Annotated in this window: 13 protein-coding genes and 1 pseudogene; 11 read left to right on the top strand and 3 right to left on the bottom strand. The window is 66.5% G+C overall.

The window, feature by feature from the left end; all coding sequences use genetic code 11:
* Positions 1 to 379 precede the first annotated feature (379 nt).
* The 6 genes from mihF to JOF47_RS07780 all read left to right on the top strand — a co-directional run bounded on the left by mihF (position 380) and on the right by JOF47_RS07780 (position 6,818).
* Positions 380 to 715, top strand: coding sequence for an integration host factor, actinobacterial type (mihF, locus tag JOF47_RS07805; RefSeq protein WP_209997048.1), 336 nt, complete (start codon positions 380 to 382; stop codon positions 713 to 715).
* Between the two features lie 11 nt (positions 716 to 726).
* A complete protein-coding gene (gmk, locus tag JOF47_RS07800) occupies positions 727 to 1,305 on the top strand; it encodes a guanylate kinase (RefSeq protein WP_209997047.1) in 579 nt (192 codons plus the stop codon).
* A gap of 93 nt (positions 1,306 to 1,398) precedes the next feature.
* On the top strand, positions 1,399 to 1,662 hold the full coding sequence (gene rpoZ, locus JOF47_RS07795; RefSeq protein WP_209997046.1) for a DNA-directed RNA polymerase subunit omega: 264 nt from the start codon (positions 1,399 to 1,401) through the stop codon (positions 1,660 to 1,662).
* An 83-nt stretch (positions 1,663 to 1,745) separates the two neighbouring features.
* Positions 1,746 to 2,987 carry a bifunctional phosphopantothenoylcysteine decarboxylase/phosphopantothenate--cysteine ligase CoaBC gene (gene coaBC, locus JOF47_RS07790; protein WP_209997045.1) on the top strand — a complete coding sequence of 414 codons (1,242 nt, stop codon included), beginning with the start codon at positions 1,746 to 1,748 and terminating at the stop codon, positions 2,985 to 2,987.
* Positions 2,988 to 3,124: 137 nt separating this feature from the next.
* Positions 3,125 to 4,330: a methionine adenosyltransferase gene (metK, locus tag JOF47_RS07785; protein ID WP_209997044.1), complete on the top strand. Its 1,206-nt coding sequence runs from the start codon at positions 3,125 to 3,127 to the stop codon at positions 4,328 to 4,330.
* A 310-nt stretch (positions 4,331 to 4,640) separates the two neighbouring features.
* Positions 4,641 to 6,818: a primosomal protein N' family DNA-binding protein gene (locus tag JOF47_RS07780; RefSeq protein WP_342592732.1), complete on the top strand. Its 2,178-nt coding sequence runs from the start codon at positions 4,641 to 4,643 to the stop codon at positions 6,816 to 6,818.
* Here JOF47_RS07780 and JOF47_RS07775 read toward each other — a convergent pair.
* Together JOF47_RS07775 and JOF47_RS21840 are read right to left on the bottom strand one after the other, a co-directional pair.
* Positions 6,815 to 7,789, bottom strand: coding sequence for an alpha/beta fold hydrolase (locus JOF47_RS07775; RefSeq protein WP_209997043.1), 975 nt, complete (start codon positions 7,787 to 7,789; stop codon positions 6,815 to 6,817). The genes JOF47_RS07780 and JOF47_RS07775 overlap by 4 nt on opposite strands.
* A 322-nt stretch (positions 7,790 to 8,111) precedes the next feature.
* Positions 8,112 to 8,330 (bottom strand): annotated as a pseudogene (locus JOF47_RS21840) (hypothetical protein); the annotation flags it as partial.
* Positions 8,331 to 8,618: 288 nt separating this feature from the next.
* Here JOF47_RS21840 and JOF47_RS07765 point away from each other — a divergent pair.
* Positions 8,619 to 9,518 carry a hypothetical protein gene (locus tag JOF47_RS07765; protein WP_209997041.1) on the top strand — a complete coding sequence of 300 codons (900 nt, stop codon included), beginning with the start codon at positions 8,619 to 8,621 and terminating at the stop codon, positions 9,516 to 9,518.
* A gap of 946 nt (positions 9,519 to 10,464) precedes the next feature.
* Here the strand turns inward: JOF47_RS07765 and JOF47_RS07760 are convergent.
* Complete coding sequence (locus tag JOF47_RS07760; protein ID WP_209997040.1) at positions 10,465 to 11,517, bottom strand: sugar-binding transcriptional regulator; 1,053 nt, start codon at positions 11,515 to 11,517, stop codon at positions 10,465 to 10,467.
* A 246-nt stretch (positions 11,518 to 11,763) separates the two neighbouring features.
* On the opposite strand from JOF47_RS07760, the gene JOF47_RS07755 reads away from it, so the two are divergent.
* The 4 genes from JOF47_RS07755 to leuS all read left to right on the top strand — a co-directional run bounded on the left by JOF47_RS07755 (position 11,764) and on the right by leuS (position 18,858).
* Positions 11,764 to 13,476 carry a glycerol-3-phosphate dehydrogenase/oxidase gene (locus tag JOF47_RS07755; RefSeq protein ID WP_209997039.1) on the top strand — a complete coding sequence of 571 codons (1,713 nt, stop codon included), beginning with the start codon at positions 11,764 to 11,766 and terminating at the stop codon, positions 13,474 to 13,476.
* 219 nt (positions 13,477 to 13,695) lie between these two features.
* Positions 13,696 to 14,424 carry an MIP/aquaporin family protein gene (locus JOF47_RS07750; protein ID WP_209997038.1) on the top strand — a complete coding sequence of 243 codons (729 nt, stop codon included), beginning with the start codon at positions 13,696 to 13,698 and terminating at the stop codon, positions 14,422 to 14,424.
* Positions 14,425 to 14,549: 125 nt separating this feature from the next.
* Positions 14,550 to 16,064, top strand: a complete 1,515-nt coding sequence (gene glpK / locus JOF47_RS07745; RefSeq protein ID WP_209997037.1) for a glycerol kinase GlpK — start codon at positions 14,550 to 14,552, stop codon at positions 16,062 to 16,064.
* A 277-nt stretch (positions 16,065 to 16,341) separates the two neighbouring features.
* Positions 16,342 to 18,858, top strand: coding sequence for a leucine--tRNA ligase (gene leuS, locus JOF47_RS07740; protein WP_377737952.1), 2,517 nt, complete (start codon positions 16,342 to 16,344; stop codon positions 18,856 to 18,858).
* Positions 18,859 to 18,868 lie beyond the last annotated feature (10 nt).

Raw genomic sequence — 18,868 nt, 5'->3', positions numbered from 1 at the left:
GGGAGGTTGATCACGGGCCGTGAATATACCAGTCACTGACTGGTGCTTATGCGTAAATGTCCGCCACTGCGGATACCTTGGCCAAGATTCCCGAGAAGCGCGGTTTTCTAGGCATTTCCCGCGTGTTCGGCGCGCATTCCGCCCGTTTTCACCGGAAATTCGTGTTCGCGCAAGTGGGTGCGGATTCCGCGTCAGAATCATGATCTTGCTTACAGCGCTGTAATTATAAATCGCGTACGAAACACGGTTTTGACGCTTTGTCGCATTCGTGGTAGCCACGGCGCGAATACCCATTGCATCGGGGAGTAAGTTTGGCTATCTTCGGTTCAGGGCGCACCGCCCTAGTGCTGAAACCTACAGATGGAATGGCGGCAAGAGCATGGTACTGCGAGAACTCTCGGACGAGGATCGTATTCGAGCACGGGCGAAGGCGCTGGCAGCGCGCACGCGTCGGGCCGACATCAAGAACCAATTTGGCGCCGGCAAGCTCAGCATCACCGAGGTCCTGGATCTGGTTCCGGACGACGAGGCCATCGGGCGCCTGCGCGTGATGGACCTTTTGGAGTCCGTGCCGGGGGTCGGGGAAATCCGAGCCCACACCCTTATCGATAGACTAGGGATCTCACCCAGCCGGCGCCTGCGCGGACTGGGGCGCAAACAGCGCATCGCATTGGTGGAACATTTCCAGCAATCGCCACCCAAAACGAAAGAGTAATGAAGCACACCATGACGTTTAGTGCCCATCCTTCGGTCACAGTACTTGCCGGCCCCACGGCCGTGGGCAAGGGGACGATCTCGACCTACATTCGAGACAACTACCCGGAGGTATGGCTCTCGGTCTCCGCAACCACACGCAACCCCCGCCCCGGCGAGGTCGATGGTGTGCACTACTTCTTCGTCGGACCCGAAAAGTTTGCGGAACTGGTCCAGGACGGGGAAATGCTTGAATGGGCGGTCGTGCACGGGCAGAACAGCTACGGCACGATCCGCACCAAGGTGGAAGAGGCGGTTGCCGCCGGAAAGCACGTGCTGCTGGAGATCGACCTGCAGGGCGCGCGCCAGGTCAAGGAGAACATGCCGGAGGCGAAATTCGTGTTCCTGGCCCCGCCAAGCTGGGACGAATTGGTCCGCCGGCTCATCGGACGCGGCACCGAAACGCCCGAGGAGCAGCAGCGACGGCTGGAAACCGCTAAACTGGAACTTGCTGCCGAATCCGAATTTGACGTGACCATCGTCAACGACGAGATTTCGCGGGCGGCTAACGAGCTGGTTACCCTCATGGGATTGACCCCGCACGAGCACTAAAACTTTTTTGCCGGTGGGATCCTTGTGCGTCTTTGGCGCGCAAACCCCGCTCGCACCCCGACTGATCCACCGACTAGTTATTTGGAGGCTTCGTTGACCACGAACCTTGAAGGCATCATCAGCCCGTCCATCGACTCGCTGCTGACCACCACCGACTCGAAGTACGCCCTGGTGATTAACTCCGCCAAGCGCGCACGCCAGATCAACGCATACTACGCACAGCTGCACGAGGGCCTGTTCGAGTACGTCGGCCCGCTGGTCGACACCCGCCTGAACGAGAAGCCGCTGTCGATCGCACTGCGCGAAATCAACGAGGGCATGCTCAGCGTCACGAAGATCGAAGAAGCGGCAGAGTAATTACCCGGGCCTCCCAGGCTTTTTGAACATAGGGGCCTGGGCCCGGAAGCGGCCGGCTCCGCACGAGAGTATCGGTGGTAGCAGTGAAGCGCATTGTTCTTGGTGTATCCGCAGGGATCGCCGCCTACAAGGCAGCTTTGCTGCTACGGCTGTTTAAGGAGGCGGGCCACCACGTCGACGTGATCCCCACCGAGGCGTCGCTGCAGTTCGTGGGCATCGCCACCTGGGAGGCGCTGAGCGGCAACCCGGTGCGCACCAGCGTCTTTGAGGCCGTCGACACCGTCAACCACGTGCGACTGGGCCAAATGGCCGACCTGGTGGTGATCGTCCCGGCAACCGCGGACGTGCTGGCACGCGCGGCGGCCGGCATGGCCAACGACCTGCTCACCGGCACGCTGCTTGCCACCGGCGCGCCCGTGGTGATGGCCCCGGCCATGCACACCGAAATGTGGGAGCACCCGGCAACGCGGGCCAATGTTGCGACGCTGCGCTCCCGCGGCGTCCACGTGATGGACCCGGCCGTGGGCAGGCTCACCGGCAAGGACTCGGGCCCCGGGCGTCTGCCCGAACCCGAGGACATTTTTGCAACGGTCGGGCCGTACCTGTCCGATGCCGGCGAGGGCGCACCGGCGGAGCTTCCGCTGGCGGGCAGGATCCTCGCGATTTCGGCAGGCGGCACCCGCGAACCCCTGGACCCGGTGCGCTACCTCGGCAACCGTTCCTCCGGACGCCAGGGCATAGCCCTGGCCAAGGCGGCGATGGCCGCCGGCGCCCGGGTGCGCTTCATCGCGGCGCACATGGACCAGCCGGCGCCCGAGGGCGTCGAACTGAGCACCGCGTCCACGGCCCGGCAGCTGCAGGCCGCCGTGAACGAGGCCGCGCGCGGGGCCGACGTGCTGATCATGAGCGCGGCCGTCGCGGACTTCCGTCCCGCCGAGTACGTGGACTCCAAGATCAAGAAGTCCGACGAGCACGCCGACCCGGTCATCACGCTGGTGCGCAACCCGGACATCCTGGCACTGCTGGTTGCCGACCGCGCGGCGCAGGGGCTGGTCGGCGACCTGCCGGGCCTGATCGTCGGATTCGCGGCGGAAACCGGCGACGCGGAAAACAGCGTGCTTGAATACGGTGCGGCCAAGCTGGCCCGCAAGGGCTGCGAACTGCTGGTCGTCAACGAGGTGGGGGAGAACCTGACCTTCGGGACCGATGAGAATTCGGTCACCATCCTCTTTGCGAACGCCGCGGAGCCGGTGCACGCCGCCGGATCCAAGGACGACGTCGCCGCGGCCATCATCGCCGCCGTGGCCGGTGCGCTGCGCGGCTAGTACCGCACCCGGGGCCGCTCGCGGCGCGTCACCGGGCGTCACGCAACGTCATGCCCGCCGACCGGCCTCGTCACACGCACTTCACGGCGCTGACGCATGAATCTGACCGCGCGCCAAGTTGACGGTAGAGTGGCTAGGTGACTTTAGAAACCCCGCAGCTGCGCCTCTTCACCTCCGAATCGGTTACGGAGGGCCACCCGGACAAGATCTGCGACCAGATCTCCGATGCCATCCTCGACGCCATGCTGGCGCAGGACCCCAACTCCCGTGTAGCGGTGGAGACGCTGACCACCACCGGGTTGGTGCACGTTGCCGGTGAGGTGACGACCGACGGCTACGTCGAAATCCCGGAGATCGTGCGCCGCACCATCCTGGACATCGGCTACGACTCCTCTGCCAACGGCTTCGACGGCGCCCGCTGCGGCGTTTCGGTGTCGATCGGGCAGCAGTCCCAGGAAATCTCCGACGGCGTCTTCAACTCGCTGGAGGTCCGCGAGGGCACCGCGGTGGACCCGCGCGACGCGCAGGGCGCCGGTGACCAGGGCCTGATGTTCGGCTATGCCTCGGACGAGACCGAAACCCTCATGCCCACCCCGATCCACCTGGCGCACCGACTCTCCGAGCGCCTGACCGACGTCCGCAAATCCGGCCTGTTGGACCTGCTGCGCCCGGACGGCAAGACCCAGGTCACGGTCGGCTACGACGGCGATACCCCGGTCTCGGTCGAGACCATCGTGGTTTCCTCCCAGCACGCCGCCGAGTTCTCCCTGGAGGACCTGAAGGACGGGCTGCTGGAGCACGTGGTGATCCCGGTGCTGGCCAACGCCCCGCTAGACACCTCCAAGACCCGCATCATCCTGAACCCGTCGGGCCCCTTCGTCATCGGCGGCCCGGTCGGCGACGCCGGCCTCACCGGCCGAAAGATCATCGTTGACACCTACGGCGGGTTCGCCCGCCACGGCGGCGGCGCATTCTCCGGCAAGGACCCCTCGAAGGTGGACCGCTCGGCCGCCTACGCCATGCGCTGGGTCGCCAAGAACGTCGTTGCAGCCGGCCTGGCACGACGCGTCGAGGTGCAGATCGCCTACGCCATCGGCGTGGCGCGCCCGGTTGGCCTCTACGTGGAGACTTTCGGCACCGAGACCGTCGACCCGGCGAAGATCACCGCGGCGATCAACGAGGTCTTCGACCTGCGCCCGCTGGGCATCATCGAGGACCTGGACCTGAAGCGCCCGATCTACCAGAAGACCGCAGCCCACGGCCACTTCGGCCGCGAGGATACCGACTTCACCTGGGAAGCGCTTGACCGCGTGAACGCGCTCAAGGCGTACTTCGGGGCCTAGGTGCCCGTAAACCCGCAGCAGGGCCGCCCCGGCGCCGTGCCGCTGCCGGCCCCCGTGGCGCTTGACCCCCTCGAGGGCCGGCGCCGCGGGGGCCGAGCCGTTTGCCGAGCAATCCGGCAAGCCGTACGCCTGCCGATTTGGCAAGCCGCTAGGCAAATCGGTGGCCGGACGTGCCACAATGCTGGTGGACATCTGTCTGGCGGGCATCTGCCCGATGGGCAGCGCCAGGCATGGGTGGAAAACGGTGAACACCGAATACACCGATTACACCGACAAACACAGGACAACCCGAAGGGAACGCGCCGGCACCGTGAGTGATCCACTTCAGCCATCGCTGCTGGCCGGCTTTGACCTGGGCTCCACGCTGCCCGGAACCCCCAAGACGGCCGAGCAGCTGCCCGTGGCCCGGGTTGTCATCGACTCGGCGCTGCCGCACCTGGACCGACCCTTCGACTACCTAGTGCCAGCGGAGCTGGATGCCTTCGCGCAGCCGGGCGTGCGGGTGAAGGTGCGCTTCGGCGGCCAGGAGCTGGCCGGATTCCTCTCCGAACGCCTTGAACACGGCGAACCGGGCGTGAAATTGCAGCCCCTCGGAGCGGTGGTGTCGCCCGAGGTGGTGCTCAGCGCGCCGGTGCTTGCCACGGCCCGCGCCGTGGCCGAACGCTACGCGGGGACGCTCTGGGACGTCTTGCGCTCTGCCGTCCCCCCGCGCATGGCCCGGGTCGAAAAGGAAACCGGCACCGCTGCCGAAGCGACTGAGACGAACCCGCCTGAAACAAACCCGCCGGCAGCCGACCCGGGCCCGGTCGACCCGCGTGTCCCGAACCGACACGCCGACGATGCGCCCGTGGGCGATCAACACGGACTCCATCCACACAGCGTCGATTCACGCGATCTTGGACCATCACATGTCGACCCACTGCACAGCCCGCTGCTGGCCGAATACGACGGCGGGGCGCACTTCGCCGCGGAACTCGCTGCGGGCAATTCCCCGCGCGCGGTGCTCAGCGCGGTGCCCAACCGCCCCGGCCACTGGCCGGCGCTGTTGCTGGAGGCGGCGCTGGCGGCCAACGAATCGGGGCGCGGCGCACTGATCGTCGTGCCCGACGCGCGCGACCTGGCCCGGCTGTGCACGCTGCTGGACGAGCGGATCGGCGCCGGGAACTACGTCCGGCTCAGCGCCGAGGACGGGCAGACCCCGCGCTACAGGAACTTCCTCAGGGTGGCCCGCGGCAACACCAACCTGGTGGTGGGCACCCGCAACGCGGCCTTCGCCCCGGTGAAGGACCTGGGGCTGGCGATCATCTGGGACGATGCGGACACCTCGCACGCCGAACCGCGTGCCCCCTACCACCACGCCCGCGAGGTGCTGTTGTTGCGCAGCGAGATCGAGAACGCTGCCCTGCTGGTTGCGGCACCCGGGCGCAGCGCTGAGGCCCAGCGGCTGATCCGCAGCAACTGGGCGCTCGAGCTGCGGGCCAGCCGTGCGCTGCTGCGCGCCCACGCGCCGCGGGTGATCGCGGCCTCCGACGAATTCGAACAGAACCGCGACCCGCTGCTGCATGCGGCCCGGCTGCCCGCCGCGGCCTGGCGTGAGGCCAAGCGCGCGCTGGAACGCGGCCCGGTGCTGGTGCAGGTGGCCCGCACCGGATTCATGCCGGCGCTGCGCTGCGAACGCTGCAGGACCAGTGCGCGCTGCACCAAGTGCACGGGCCCGCTGGCGCTTGACGATGCGCGCGGCGCACCGTCCTGCGGCTGGTGCGGTCTGGTGGCGGCCGGCTGGTCGTGCGCCGAATGCGGGTTCATGCGGCTGCGCGCGGCGAGCATCGGCGCGGACCGCACCGTGGAGGAACTCGGGCGGGCCTTCCCCAACGTGAACGTGGTGGCGGCCACCGGCGCCAAGCCGCTGCACCATGTCCCCGACGCCCCGGCATTGATCGTCGCCACCCCCGGCGCCGAGCCGGTCGCGGAGCACGGCTATGCGGCGGTGCTGCTGCTGGACGGGGACCGGATGATGTCCCGCGAGGGCCTGCGCACCGGCGAAGAGGTGCTCAACCGGTGGATGGGTGCCGCGCAGCTGGCCCGCGGCCACGAGGGCGCCCCGGGCATGCCCGGCGGCGGGACCGTGGTGGTGGCCGGGGAGCCCAGCGAGCCGATGCGCGCGCTGGTGAGGTTCGATGCCGGAGCCTACGCCGATGCGGAACTGGGGGAGCGCCGCGTCTTGGGGCTGCCTCCGGCAGTGCGCACGGCCCTGGTCAGGGGTCCCGCGGCAACCGCCGACAAGTTCGTGGCGGCACTGGGCTTCGGGGACGATGTCCGCCTGCACGGACCGGTGCTGGAGGGCGAGGGCGAGCACCGCTGGCTGCTCTTCTACTCCTACGCCCAGGGGCCCGCCGTCACCAGGAAGCTGCGGACGCTGCGGGCAAGCTTCAGTGCGGCGAAGGAACCGATCCTGGCGATCCGGGTGGACCCGGACGGCATCCTCTAGCCGGCATCCTTCAGGACGGCCGGCCGGGCCCCGTGCAGGATGCGCGGCACCGGCTTGGGCACGTACGGGTGCGCGGCGCCCAGGAACCCGTTGACCAGCGCACCGGCCTCCGGCGCCTTCTCGTAGTGGACCAGGTGCCCGACCTCGGGAATCACCCGCATGACCCCGCGCGGGAACGCGCGCTCCAAGGCCTTCTGCCCCGGGATGGAGCCCAGCTCGTCCTGCTCGCCGACCACCAGCAACGTGGGCTGTGAGATCCGCGCGGCAAAATCGCGCACGGTCTGGGTGATCGACGCGGCGTAGGCCTCGCGCAGCGTGGCCCGCGAGGTGAAGCCGGAGAAGTAGCGGCGGTGCTGGTCAAAGACGTAGGCGCGCATGGCGGGGTCCTTGGACTTCAGCATCGCCAGGCTTGTCACGTCGGTGATGAGGCGCGAGCGCAGCAGCCCCTCGCCGAGTCTTGCCGGCAGCGCCGCCCCCGCCCGGTAGTAGAGGCTTGCGACCCGGGACATGAACGCCTGGTCGCCCTCGAGCGCGGGCTCGCAGATCGGGTTGATGAGCACCAGTTGGGCAAACGCCTCGGGGTGCTTGGCCAGGTAGGAGGAGGCGACGATGCTGCCGAAGGAGTGGCCCAGCAGGATGGTATCCGGCCCGAGGGCCAGCTCCGTGCGCAGCGCGTGGATGACCTCGGTGTACCCGGTCACGTCGTGTGTCGGCTGCGGGTGCCCCGGTGCGGCGGCGAACGGGGTGGAGACCCCGAAGCCCGGCAGGTCCGGGACGATGACCGTGTAGCCGGGCAGCTCTTCAATCAGCCTCACGAGCCCGTGGTGGTCTCCCCGGAAGCCGTGCACGGCCAGGATCACCCCGCGGCTGGTTTCCCGTGCGGGGTAGCTCCAGCAGTGGACTTGGGATCCGTGCACCTCGTGGATGCTGTGCAGGCTCGGGCGCTGGGGGCAGAAGACTTCGGCTGGCATGCATCCAAGCCTAGTGGCAAGTTGCGCCCCGGCGCGTGGTGTCCGGTACCTTGCGGCCGGTCACGGGATTACCCCCCCCCCCCCGCGTGGGTCGGTGATGAAAACTGATTGCGGGATCGTACAACTTTGGGTCAGTATCAGGCGTCAATGACTACATACTTTGTGGATTTCCTGCATCCCGGGTGGGCCGATCATGACTACTGCCCCTCGCGCCTGGATGGAAGTCGATCGTGGCGTGTGTCGGTCATCCCATTCGGAGTGCCACTCTGAACATGGGCAGGACGAGCAAGATCGTACAGATCGGCCTTCGCACTCGAGACAGATCTGAATCCATGCCCATGATGGCCAGCCCGCCGGAGGTGCGCTGGGAAACGCCCCCGCCGATCGCCAGCATCGTCGTCGATTCTCCCGCGCCGTTGGGGCCAAGCACGCCGAAGGACGCCCGCCCACGCAGGCACCTCGAGGAAATGCCATCCACAGCAGTGGTGTCGCCGTACTTCGTTGGTGAGATCGTGCGCGAAAATGACGATGTTTCCGGCAGGGTCTGAAAGATTTGCGTGAGGCACGCGCTCAACGGAATTCGTATAGACGACTGAGAAAAGCCGATAATGCCAATTCCTGTCCTGATGCCTGTCGAGACTACAGCCACCGCGAGCATTGGGTGCCGGGGCAGTGGATTCGGCACCCAATGGCCAGTTATCTGGACAAAACCCCAGCCATTCTCCCGACTGTGAATACCGCCATAAACCCATCTCGGTCGGGCTGAAATTTGCAACAGAATGGTAACGTTATCCATTCGTAATATTCCCTGATTGAAACTTGTGTGAACATGGCTGACAACTCTTCTACCGGCGACAAGCCAAAACTATCCCTGGGACTAAGCGGAACCCAGACCATCGGCTCGGCTATGGCCGCTGTAACCTCTGCATTAGTAGGCTCCTTCCTTGGGGTTGCAGGAACGCTTCTCGGCGCTGCACTCGGTTCAATCGTCGCCACGGTGGGTGGCGCTCTATATTCCCGGACACTCAAATCGGCTACCGATGTGGCCAAGGTGAGAATCCCCAGGCGAAACCGGCGCGGCCTCACTGCCGACGGTGCCGACGACGGCGAGGCCAACACGGGCGAAACGATGGCCGCCAGTGCACCGGCCGAGGTTGCCGGGGCTACCGACGACCAGCCAGCACGCGCTGGAAAGAAGCTCACGCCCAAGACCTGGATCAAGATCGCGTCGGTCAGTGTAGGCGCGTTCGCAATCGCGATGGTTGGCATCACCGCCGTCGAATTCGGCACCCAGCAGCCGATCTCCAGTCTGGTCTCGACGACGACGGGCATTGACACCGGCACGAGCAAGCAGAAGACGACGACACTCGGCCGGGTGCTGACCGGCAATCAGTCCCCAGCGGACAAGGCGGAGGAATCGACTGAGCCGGCGGACGAAGTGCCAGGGCAGACCGAGGATGGCACGGGCAAAGAGGGAACGAACAACGATAGCCAGGACGCGGACGGCACCCCGGTTGACGGGGACAGTGGTTCTGTCCAGATCGTAGAGCCGGAAACGGGCGAATCAGACGAAACCCCACCGGCGGACCTCGCTCCCGAAACCGAGCCGGCACCGGTCACCGACCCGAAAACTGAGCAAATCCCGGAGCCAAAAATCGTCACGGAACCGGGGTCAGCAAAGCAGGGCGACTCGTCGGGTGACGATGGAGCTGTCGGCACGGGCAAGTAGGGTCCCAATCAATACGGGCCGCAAGGCGGCAACGGCGATGCCGGCTTCGGTCCGCGGAGATCCTGCGGCCCGACGCCGGCACCGCCGTTTCCGGGCCCTTCCTCCGAGGGGCCGGGCACGAAGCCCCGACGACCCGACGAAAACGCCCACTCGGTGCATGGGGCAGCATTCGGAAACGGCGATTCGAAGAATCCATAAAACGCCGGAGAATCGACTGGGACTCCGCGTGGCCACCGGGTGTTGGGGGTATGGGTGCCTCTTCGTCTCCGGGCCGCAGATGGCCTCTTCGGTGCTGGGCTCATCGAACTACAATGGCCAGGCCATCGTCGCCGCGGAGATGAACCAGGCAGCCAACGACTACCGGGAATTGGATCCCATGGTTGAAAAAACCTTGAGAACCCGGGCGAAATGCCACGGAAGTGGCTGGTCGACACCGGGTACTGCTCGAAGGCGAACCTGGAGATTGCGCGGGACCTGAAAGCGGAGCCTGGCACCGGGTTCTCCATTTCCGCCGCCCGCATGAAACACGGCACCCGATCCTCGCATCGCCGAGGGGCCGGATTCCTGCCAATGCCACCGCCGGTGAGCGAATGGCCCGGAAGCTGAAGACCAAGATCGGGAAGAAGATCCATTCCAGGTGCAAGGCCTTCGTGGAGCCGGTCTTCGGGCAGATCCACGCCCGGCAGGGCAAGTACCTGTTGCTGCGGGGGCTGGAAGGCGCCCCTGGAATGGAAGATTGTCGCAGCGTGCCACAACCTCATGAAACTGCACGGCTACCGGACCGATTCGGTCGTGCAGTGGGTCTCGCGTGGGTCCGTGCTTCTCTTTGGCCTGGTCAAGGCTGCAGGCCGGACTTTTGAGGCTTCCGGCCGGCGATAGCGCCGAACACGTCATCCTTGGCCCACATTCCCGGCGTCACCCGTCTGTCACAGGAGTGCCGACACGTCTAGATGCCCGGTGCCCCGGGGGAGTTGAGCAGTTCCAGCGCCGTGCCCTCGTCGAGCACCAGGTCGGTGACCAGCCCTCCGGCGAGGGCCCCGCGCAGGGCCGTGAGTTTTCCGCGCCCGGAGACCACGCAGAGACGCCGAGGCACCTCGCGCAGGGTCTGCAGGCTGGGCCCGGTGGCGCGCTCGTTGATTTCGATGCCCTCGTCGCTGCCGTGTGCGTCGAAGAACATGGTGGCGACGTCGCCCACCACGCCGCGTTCGCGCAGGGCGCGGTCCTCCTCGTGGGTCAGGTAGCCGCCCCGGTAGACCTGCGAGGGGACGGCCGCCGCCGTGGCGCCCAGACTGAAGACCGCCAGGGTCATGTTTCGCTGGATCTTCAGTACCCGCTGCACCGATCCCTCGCGCCACATGGCTTCGCGGGTGGAGGCCCTGTCGAAGAACGCAGGGACGGGGAACTGCTCGACGCGTGCGGTGAACGCGGCCCCGAATCGCTGCAGGATGTCCGAGGCGTAGGTCAGCCCGGTGGTTTGCGGGTTCGCTGCGCCGTTGAGCTGGACGATCACGGTGTCGTGGGTGGGCTTGCGGCTCAGCGCCGTCGACATCGCCTGCACCGTGGAACCCCAGGCGACGCCGACCGTCATGCCGGAGGAGATCAGGGTGCTGAGCACGTGGGCGGCGTGCGAGGAGACGCGCTCGAGGATTTCGCTGTCGCTGAGCGACCCGTCGGTGGGAACCACAAACACCTGGAGTCCGTAGACGCGCTCGAGTTCGCGCACCAGCACGGGGGTCCTGTCCCCGGTGGCGTTGATCTCGATGTTCACCAGGCCGGTGCGCCGGGCCAGGCCGAGCAGCCGGGACACGGTGGAGCGTGAGACGCCCAGTTCGCGGGCGATCGACTCCATGGTCAGGTGCTGCAGGTAGTAAAGCTGCGCCGCGCGCAGGGCGTCGCGTTCGCGGGGAACGACCTGCGCCTGATGCAGTGCCTGTTGCTTCGCGTGCACGTTTAGAGCACCTGGTGCTGGTGAAACGTCGGTGGTTAGGTGCTGTTTCATCTGCCGAAACGGCCTTTCGTGCACATATGTGCATTTCGGTTGACGGGAGTGTTCTGCACTGACCAGACTAGCTCGTATCCGGTGCAATGCGGCTCCCAGAGCCCGCTGGCGATCATCCGGGGAGGTCTGTGCACTGTTGCTTGTTCGGTTTCGGTGCCAGAGTGGATTCCCCGGGGTGTGAACCGATTGTTCCCGGGTTGTTTGAAGTTTGAGCCACGCGTTACAGCACCATGGAAGGGCCTCACAGTGGAAGCCGCAACCCCACATCGTTCACAACTCGCCGCCTTGCGCGAGCGCCCGGGAGCCAAGGTCCTGATAGTGGGTGGCGGCATCAACGGGGTCGCCACGTTCCGCTACCTGGCCATGCAGGGTGTCGACGTTGCCCTGGTCGAAAGGGGCGACTACTGCCAGGGCGCCTCGGGCGCCTCCTCGCACATGATCCACGGCGGCATCCGCTACCTCGAAAACGGCGAGTTCCGCCTGGTCCACGAATCGGTGCAGGAGCGCAACTCGCTGCTGGAGATCGCCCCGCACTACGTCAAGCCGCTGCAGACGACGATCCCGATCTTCTCCACGTTCTCAGGCATCCTCTCGGCCCCCATGCGTTTCCTGACCCACCGCAGCGGCAAGCCCACCGAACGCGGCGCCGTGCTGATCAAGGCCGGACTGGTGCTCTACGACCTGTTCGCCGGCGCCGGGGCCTCCAAGCGCAACACCCCGTGGCACAAGTTCCGCGGGGCCAAGGCCTCGCTGGCCGAGCTGCCGCAGATGCGCGACGACGTGAAGTACACGGCGACCTACTTCGATGCCTCGGTGCACAACCCCGAGCGGCTCACCCTCGATGTCCTGCGCGACGGGCTGCACGCCAACCCCAACGCCCGGGCCAGCAACTACGTGTCCCTGGTGGGCCACGGCGCCCAGGGGGTCCGCCTGCGCGACGAGCTCAGCGGCGAGGAATTCGATTTCGACGCGCAGGTAGTCGTGAACGCCACAGGCGCCTGGGTCGACCTGACCAACCAGGCCATCGGCAGCCCCAGCAAGTTCATGGGCGGCACCAAGGGCAGCCACATCGTGCTGGACCACCCCGAACTGCTTGCCGCAACCGCCGGCCGAGAGATCTTCTTCGAGCACAGCGACGGCCGCATCGTGCTGATCTACCCGATGGGGGACCGCGTCCTGGTGGGAACCACCGACATCGACGCGGACATGAGCGTGCCCGCACGCTGCACGGACGCCGAGGTGCAGTACTTCTTCGACTTGGTCCACCACGTTTTCCCGCGCATCCGCGTCACCGAGAATGAGATCGTCTACAAGTTCTCCGGCGTCCGCCCGCTGCCGCGCCACGACGACACGGCCCCGGGATTCGTCTCCCGCGACTACCGCGTGGAGCGCACGGAGCTGGAAGACAATTCGGTCATGCTCTCGCTGGTCGGCGGCAAGTGGACGACCTTCCGCGCGCTGGCCGAAACCCTTGGCGGCAAGGTCCTTGCCGAGCTCGGCGTCACCGAGGTGCAAAGCACCCGCGGCGTGGCGATCGGCGGCGGCAAGAACTACCCGCGAAGCACCCAAGAGAAAAACGCCTGGCTGGCTGCCCGCGCCGACCGTGCACCGCGGGAGCGCCTCGAGGTGCTGCTCGTTCGCTACGGCAGCCGCGCCGACACGGTGCTTGATGCCATCGGGGTCAACGATCCCGTGCTGGCCGAATGCGCGGAACTTTCCGCGGCCGAACTGGTCTACCTGGCCGAACACGAACAGATCGGCACGCTCGTCGACCTGTTCATCAGGCGAACCTCCCTGGCGTTCCGCGGCCTGGTGACCCCGGAGCTCATGGCCGTCTGCGCCGGGATCCTCGCCCCGGTCCTGGGCTGGGACGCCGCCGAAATCGAAGCACAGGTCACCGAATGCACCCGGGTCCTGGAACAGGAACACGGGGTGCGCTTCGCCCCCGCCGGCGCCTAAACCCCGGGACCTGCGCTTCACCTCACCTTTTAGTTTCCATCTACCCCTTTACCCACGTTTTAGAACGTGGGTAAAGTGTGCCCAAAAGCGTTTGTGATTAAGCTCACGTCAGTAGGGGAATTTCAGCTCGAGGGGCCGCCTTTCGGCCGGGCTCCGGCTGGAAGCTGTTGCAAGAAATTCACGCCATGTTTTTCACTCACACACGAAAGAGGTTGAACCATGTCCCTAAACGCATTCATCGCCGAGATGCTCGGCACGATGCTGTTGCTCTTGATGGGCGGCGGTGTCGTTGCCAACGTGGTGTTGGCCAAATCCAAGGGGTTGGGCGGCGGATTCCTGATGATCAACTGGGGATGGGGCCTTGCGGTCTTCTCCGGCGTCTTCATCGCGGCCGCCTCGGGTGCGCACCTGAACCCGGCGGTCACCGTCGGCCTGTGGGTCAATCCCGATGTCCCCGAGTTCGGTCCGGGCATTCCCAAGACCTTCATCGTGGTCCTCATGTATTGGACCGCGCAGATGCTCGGCGCCATGATCGGCGCGGTCCTGTGCTACCTGGCCTACAAGCAGCACTTCGACGCGGAGGAAGATGCAGGGCTGAAGCTTGCCGTCTTCTCCACCGGCCCTGCCATCCGCTCCTACGGTTGGAACCTGGTCACAGAGATCATCGGCACCTTCGTGCTCGTCTTCGTGATTGCCGGCCTGGGCAAGACGCCGCACCAACTTGGCCCACTGGCGGTCGCCCTGCTGGTCGTCGGCATCGGCGCCTCGCTCGGTGGTCCGACCGGGTACGCCATCAACCCGGCGCGTGACCTCGGCCCGCGCATCATCCATGCGCTGCTCCCGATCAAGGGCAAGGGTTCCAGCGACTGGTCCTACTCCTGGGTGCCGGTCGTCGGCCCGCTGATCGGCGGCGTCATCGGCGGCCTGAGCGCCGCAGTCCTGTTCTAACCCGCGTGGCAAGCCACGGCTTCTTCGCAACAAACCACAGCAGTCCCCGCCGTGCTCCCCGACCCTCGGGGAGCACGGAACCCGCAACCGGGCCCAGGGCCCGACGTTGAAAGGACCCCACCAGCATGTCCAAGTACGTCATCGCCATTGACCAGGGAACCACCAGTTCCCGTGCCATCGTGTTCGACCACGCAGGCACCATCGTTTCCACGGGCCAGATGGAACACGAGCAGATCTTCCCGCAGGCGGGATGGGTCGAGCACAACGCCACCGAAATCTGGGACAACGTGCGCGAAGTCATCGCCGTCGCCCTGGCCGCCGGAAACCTGACCCGCCACGACATTGCGGCCGTCGGCATCACCAACCAGCGTGAAACATCGGTGGTCTGGAACAAGAAGACAGGCGTTCCGGTTTACAACGCCATCGTCTGGCAGGACACCCGCACCCAGTACATCGTCGAGGAACTCGCGGCCAACGGGGGCGTGGACCGCTACAAGGAACGCGTCGGCCTGCCGCTGGCGCCGTACTTCTCCGGCACCAAGGTCAAGTGGATCCTCGACCACGTCGACGGCGCCCGCGAGGCCGCCGAGGCCGGGGACCTGCTCTTCGGCAACACCGACACCTGGGTGACCTGGAACCTGACCGGCGGCACCGACGGCGGCGTGCACATCACCGATGTCACCAACGCCTCGCGCACCATGTTCATGGACCTGGAAACCCTCGCCTGGGACGACGAGATCCTCGCCGACTTCGGCGTTCCGCGCAGCATGCTGCCGGAAATCAAGTCCTCCTCCGAGGTCTACGGCGAGGTCCACTCCTCGCAGCTGCTGCGCGAGGTGCCGATCGCCGGCATCCTCGGCGACCAGCAGGCGGCAACGTTCGGCCAGGCCGCCTTCGGCGCCGGCGAGGCCAAGAACACCTACGGCACCGGCTGCTTCCTGATCTTTAACACCGGCGAAGAGATCGTGCGCTCCAAGAACGGGTTGCTGACCACCCTGGGCTACAAGCTCGGCGACGCGGCACCGGTCTACGCGCTGGAGGGCTCGATCGCCGTCGCGGGGTCCCTGGTCCAGTGGCTGCGCGACAACATCGGGATGATCGCCACCTCGGCGGAGATCGAGACCCTCGCGGCAACCGTGTCCGACAACGGCGGCGTGTACATCGTGCCGGCGTTCTCCGGGCTCTTTGCCCCGTACTGGCGCTCCGATGCCCGCGGCGCGATCGTCGGGCTGACCCGTTACGCAAACAAGAACCACATCGCCCGCGCGGCCCTGGAGTCCACGGCCTTCCAGACCCGCGAGGTGCTCGATGCGGTCAACGCCGACTCGGGCGTTCCGCTGACCGAGCTGAAGGTCGACGGCGGCATGGTCGCCAACGACCAGCTCATGCAGTTCCAGGCGGACCTGCTCGGCGTGCCTGTGATCCGTCCCAAGGTCACCGAGACCACGGCGTTGGGAGCCGCCTACGCCGCGGGCCTGGCCGTCGGGTTCTGGAACGACCTGGGCGAGCTGCGGGCCAACTGGTCCGAGGACAAGCGCTGGGAGCCGAGCATGGACACCGCGGAGCGCGAACGCCAGATGCGCCTGTGGCAGAAGGCCGTCACCCGCACCTTCGACTGGGTTGACGAGGACGTGCGCTAGGCGGCAGCAATAACCGCACCATGCCGAGCATGCAGCCGGTGCCCGGGTGTTGACCCCGCCACGAAGTGGGGCAACGCCCGGGCCTTGCTGTAGAATGCAGAACATGAACGTTGAGCTCTTGCTAACCTAGCCGTATGGGTAACACCCCATACGGCCGCCCCTTGCATGCAAGGGGCTTTTGTGTGTCACGGGGTCTTTCGATCCGGCGCACAGGCGGCCCGGCGAACCGGGAACGTTCCCGCATACGCGCACGATTATAAGAAGGCGAAACACGATAGTGAGCACTCAGCCCACCGGCACCGATACCGCGGACAACGAGTCCACCGCAGCGGCCTACAACTTCCAGGAGATGGAAGCCAAGTGGGCTCCGGTGTGGGACGAACTAGGTGTCTTCACCCCCAAGGACGACGGCAGCGCCGAACGCCGCTACGTGTTGGACATGTTCCCGTACCCCTCGGGCGACCTGCACATGGGCCACGCCGAGGCCTTCGCCATGGGCGATGTCGTCTCCCGCTACTGGCGCCAGTGCGGCTACGACGTCATGCACCCGATCGGCTGGGACTCCTTCGGCCTGCCGGCGGAAAACGCCGCCATCAAGCGCAACGCCCACCCCGCCGAGTGGACCTACGCCAACATCGACACGCAGGCCGCCAGCTTCAAGCGCTACGCGATCTCCGCCGACTGGGACCGCCGCCTGCACACCTCGGACCCGGAGTACTACCGCTGGACCCAGTGGCTGTTCACCCGCTTCTACGAAAAGGGCCTGGCCTACCGCAAGAACCACCCGGTGAACTGGTGCCCGAAGGACCAGACCGTGCTGGCCAACGAGCAGGTCGTCAACGGCGCCTGCGAGCGTTGCGGCACGCAGGTCACCAAGAAGTCGCTGAACCAGTGGTACTTCAAGATCACCGACTACGCCGACCGCCTGCTCGATGACATGGACGACCTCAAGGGCCACTGGCCCGAGCGCGTGCTGGCCATGCAGAAGAACTGGATCGGCCGTTCCGAGGGCGCCCACGTGGACTTCGTGATCGAAGCCACCGAGGCCAAGGAAGCGCACAAGACCACCGTCTTCACCACCCGCCCGGACACCCTGCACGGCGCCACCTTCTTCGTGGTTGCAGCCGACGCCGAGCTGGCCGGCGAGCTTGTCACCGAGGAGCACCGCGAGGCCCTGGAAGCCTACCAGGAACAGGTCAAGGCGCTGTCCGAGATCGAACGCCAGGCCACCGAGCGCGAAAAGACCGGTGTCTTCACCGGCCGCTACGCCATCAACCCGCTCAACGGGGAGAAGCTGCCGGTTTGGGCCGCGGACTACGTGCTGGCCGAATACGGCACCGGCGCGATCATGGCCGTGCCCGCGCACGACCAGCGCGACCTTGACTTTGCCCGCGCCTTCGGCCTGCCGGTGCGAGTTGTCGTCGAAACCGGCGCCGAGGACCCTGCCGAGACCGGCGTTGCCGCCGCCGGCGAGGGAACCCTCGTCAACTCCGGCGAGCTCGACGGCCTGCCCAAGGCCGAGGGCATCGCCCGCGCCATCGAGATCGTCGAGGCCGCCGGCACCGGCGAGAAGTTCGTGAACTTCCGCCTGCGCGACTGGCTGCTGTCCCGCCAGCGCTTCTGGGGCACCCCGATCCCGATCATCCACTGCGCCGACTGCGGCGAGGTCCCGGTTCCCGACGACCAGCTGCCGGTCCGCCTGCCGGACAACCTGCGCGGCGAGGACCTGGCCCCCAAGGGCACGTCCCCGCTGGCCGCCGCCAGCGACTGGGTCAACGTGGACTGCCCCAAGTGCGGCGCCGCCGCCAAGCGCGACACCGACACCATGGACACCTTCGTGGACTCGTCCTGGTACTTCCTGCGCTTCGTCTCCCCGAAGTACACCGAGGGGCCGTTCGACCCGGAGGCCGTGCGCAACTGGATGCCGGTCGGCCAGTACGTCGGCGGCGTGGAGCACGCAATCCTGCACCTGCTCTACTCGCGCTTCTTCACCAAGGTCATCTTCGACCTGGGCCTGATCGACGTCACCGAGCCGTTTGCCGCCCTGCTGAACCAGGGCCAGGTGCTCAACGGCGGCAAAGCCATGAGCAAGTCGCTGGGCAACGGCGTGGACCTGGGCGAACAGCTGGACAAGTTCGGCGTCGACGCCGTGCGCCTGACCATGATCTTCGCCTCCCCTCCGGAGGACGACGTTGACTGGGCCGACGTGTCTCCGGGCGGCTCCCAGAAGTTCCTGGCCCGCGCCTGGCGCGTGGCCCAGGAAGTGGCCAGCGAACCGGGCGTGGATGCGTCCACCGGCGACAAAGCGCTGCGCCACGTCACCCACAAGACGGTCCACGAGGCCACCGCGCTGCTCGAGGGCGGCAAGTTCAACGTCGTCATCGCCAAGGCCATGGAGCTGGTCAACGCGACCCGCAAGACCATCGACTCCGGCGCCGGCTCCGCGGACCCCGCCGTCCGCGAGGCCGCCGAGGCCACCGCGATTATCCTCTCGCTCTTTGCCCCGTACACGGCCGAAGACATGTGGGCCGCGCTGGGCCACGAGCCTGCCGTTGCCAACGCCGGATGGCCCACCGTCGACGAGGCATTGCTCGTCGAGGACAGCGTCACCGCCGTCGTGCAGATCAAGGGTAAGGTCCGTGCACGCCTTGAGGTGCCCGTTGACATCACCGCCGAGGACCTCGAGGCCCTGGCGCTTGCCAACGAGCAGGTCATCCGCTACCTGGACGGTGCGGCGATCAACAAGGTGATCGTGCGTGCGCCGAAACTGGTGAACGTGGTTCCCGCCTCCTAGTCAGGGGCTG

The sequence above is a fragment of the Paeniglutamicibacter kerguelensis genome (genome assembly GCF_017876535.1).
GTDB classification, from domain to species: domain Bacteria; phylum Actinomycetota; class Actinomycetes; order Actinomycetales; family Micrococcaceae; genus Paeniglutamicibacter; species Paeniglutamicibacter kerguelensis.
The sequence above is the reverse complement of the archived record's forward strand: the minus strand, read 5'-3'. Positions and strand labels throughout refer to the sequence as shown.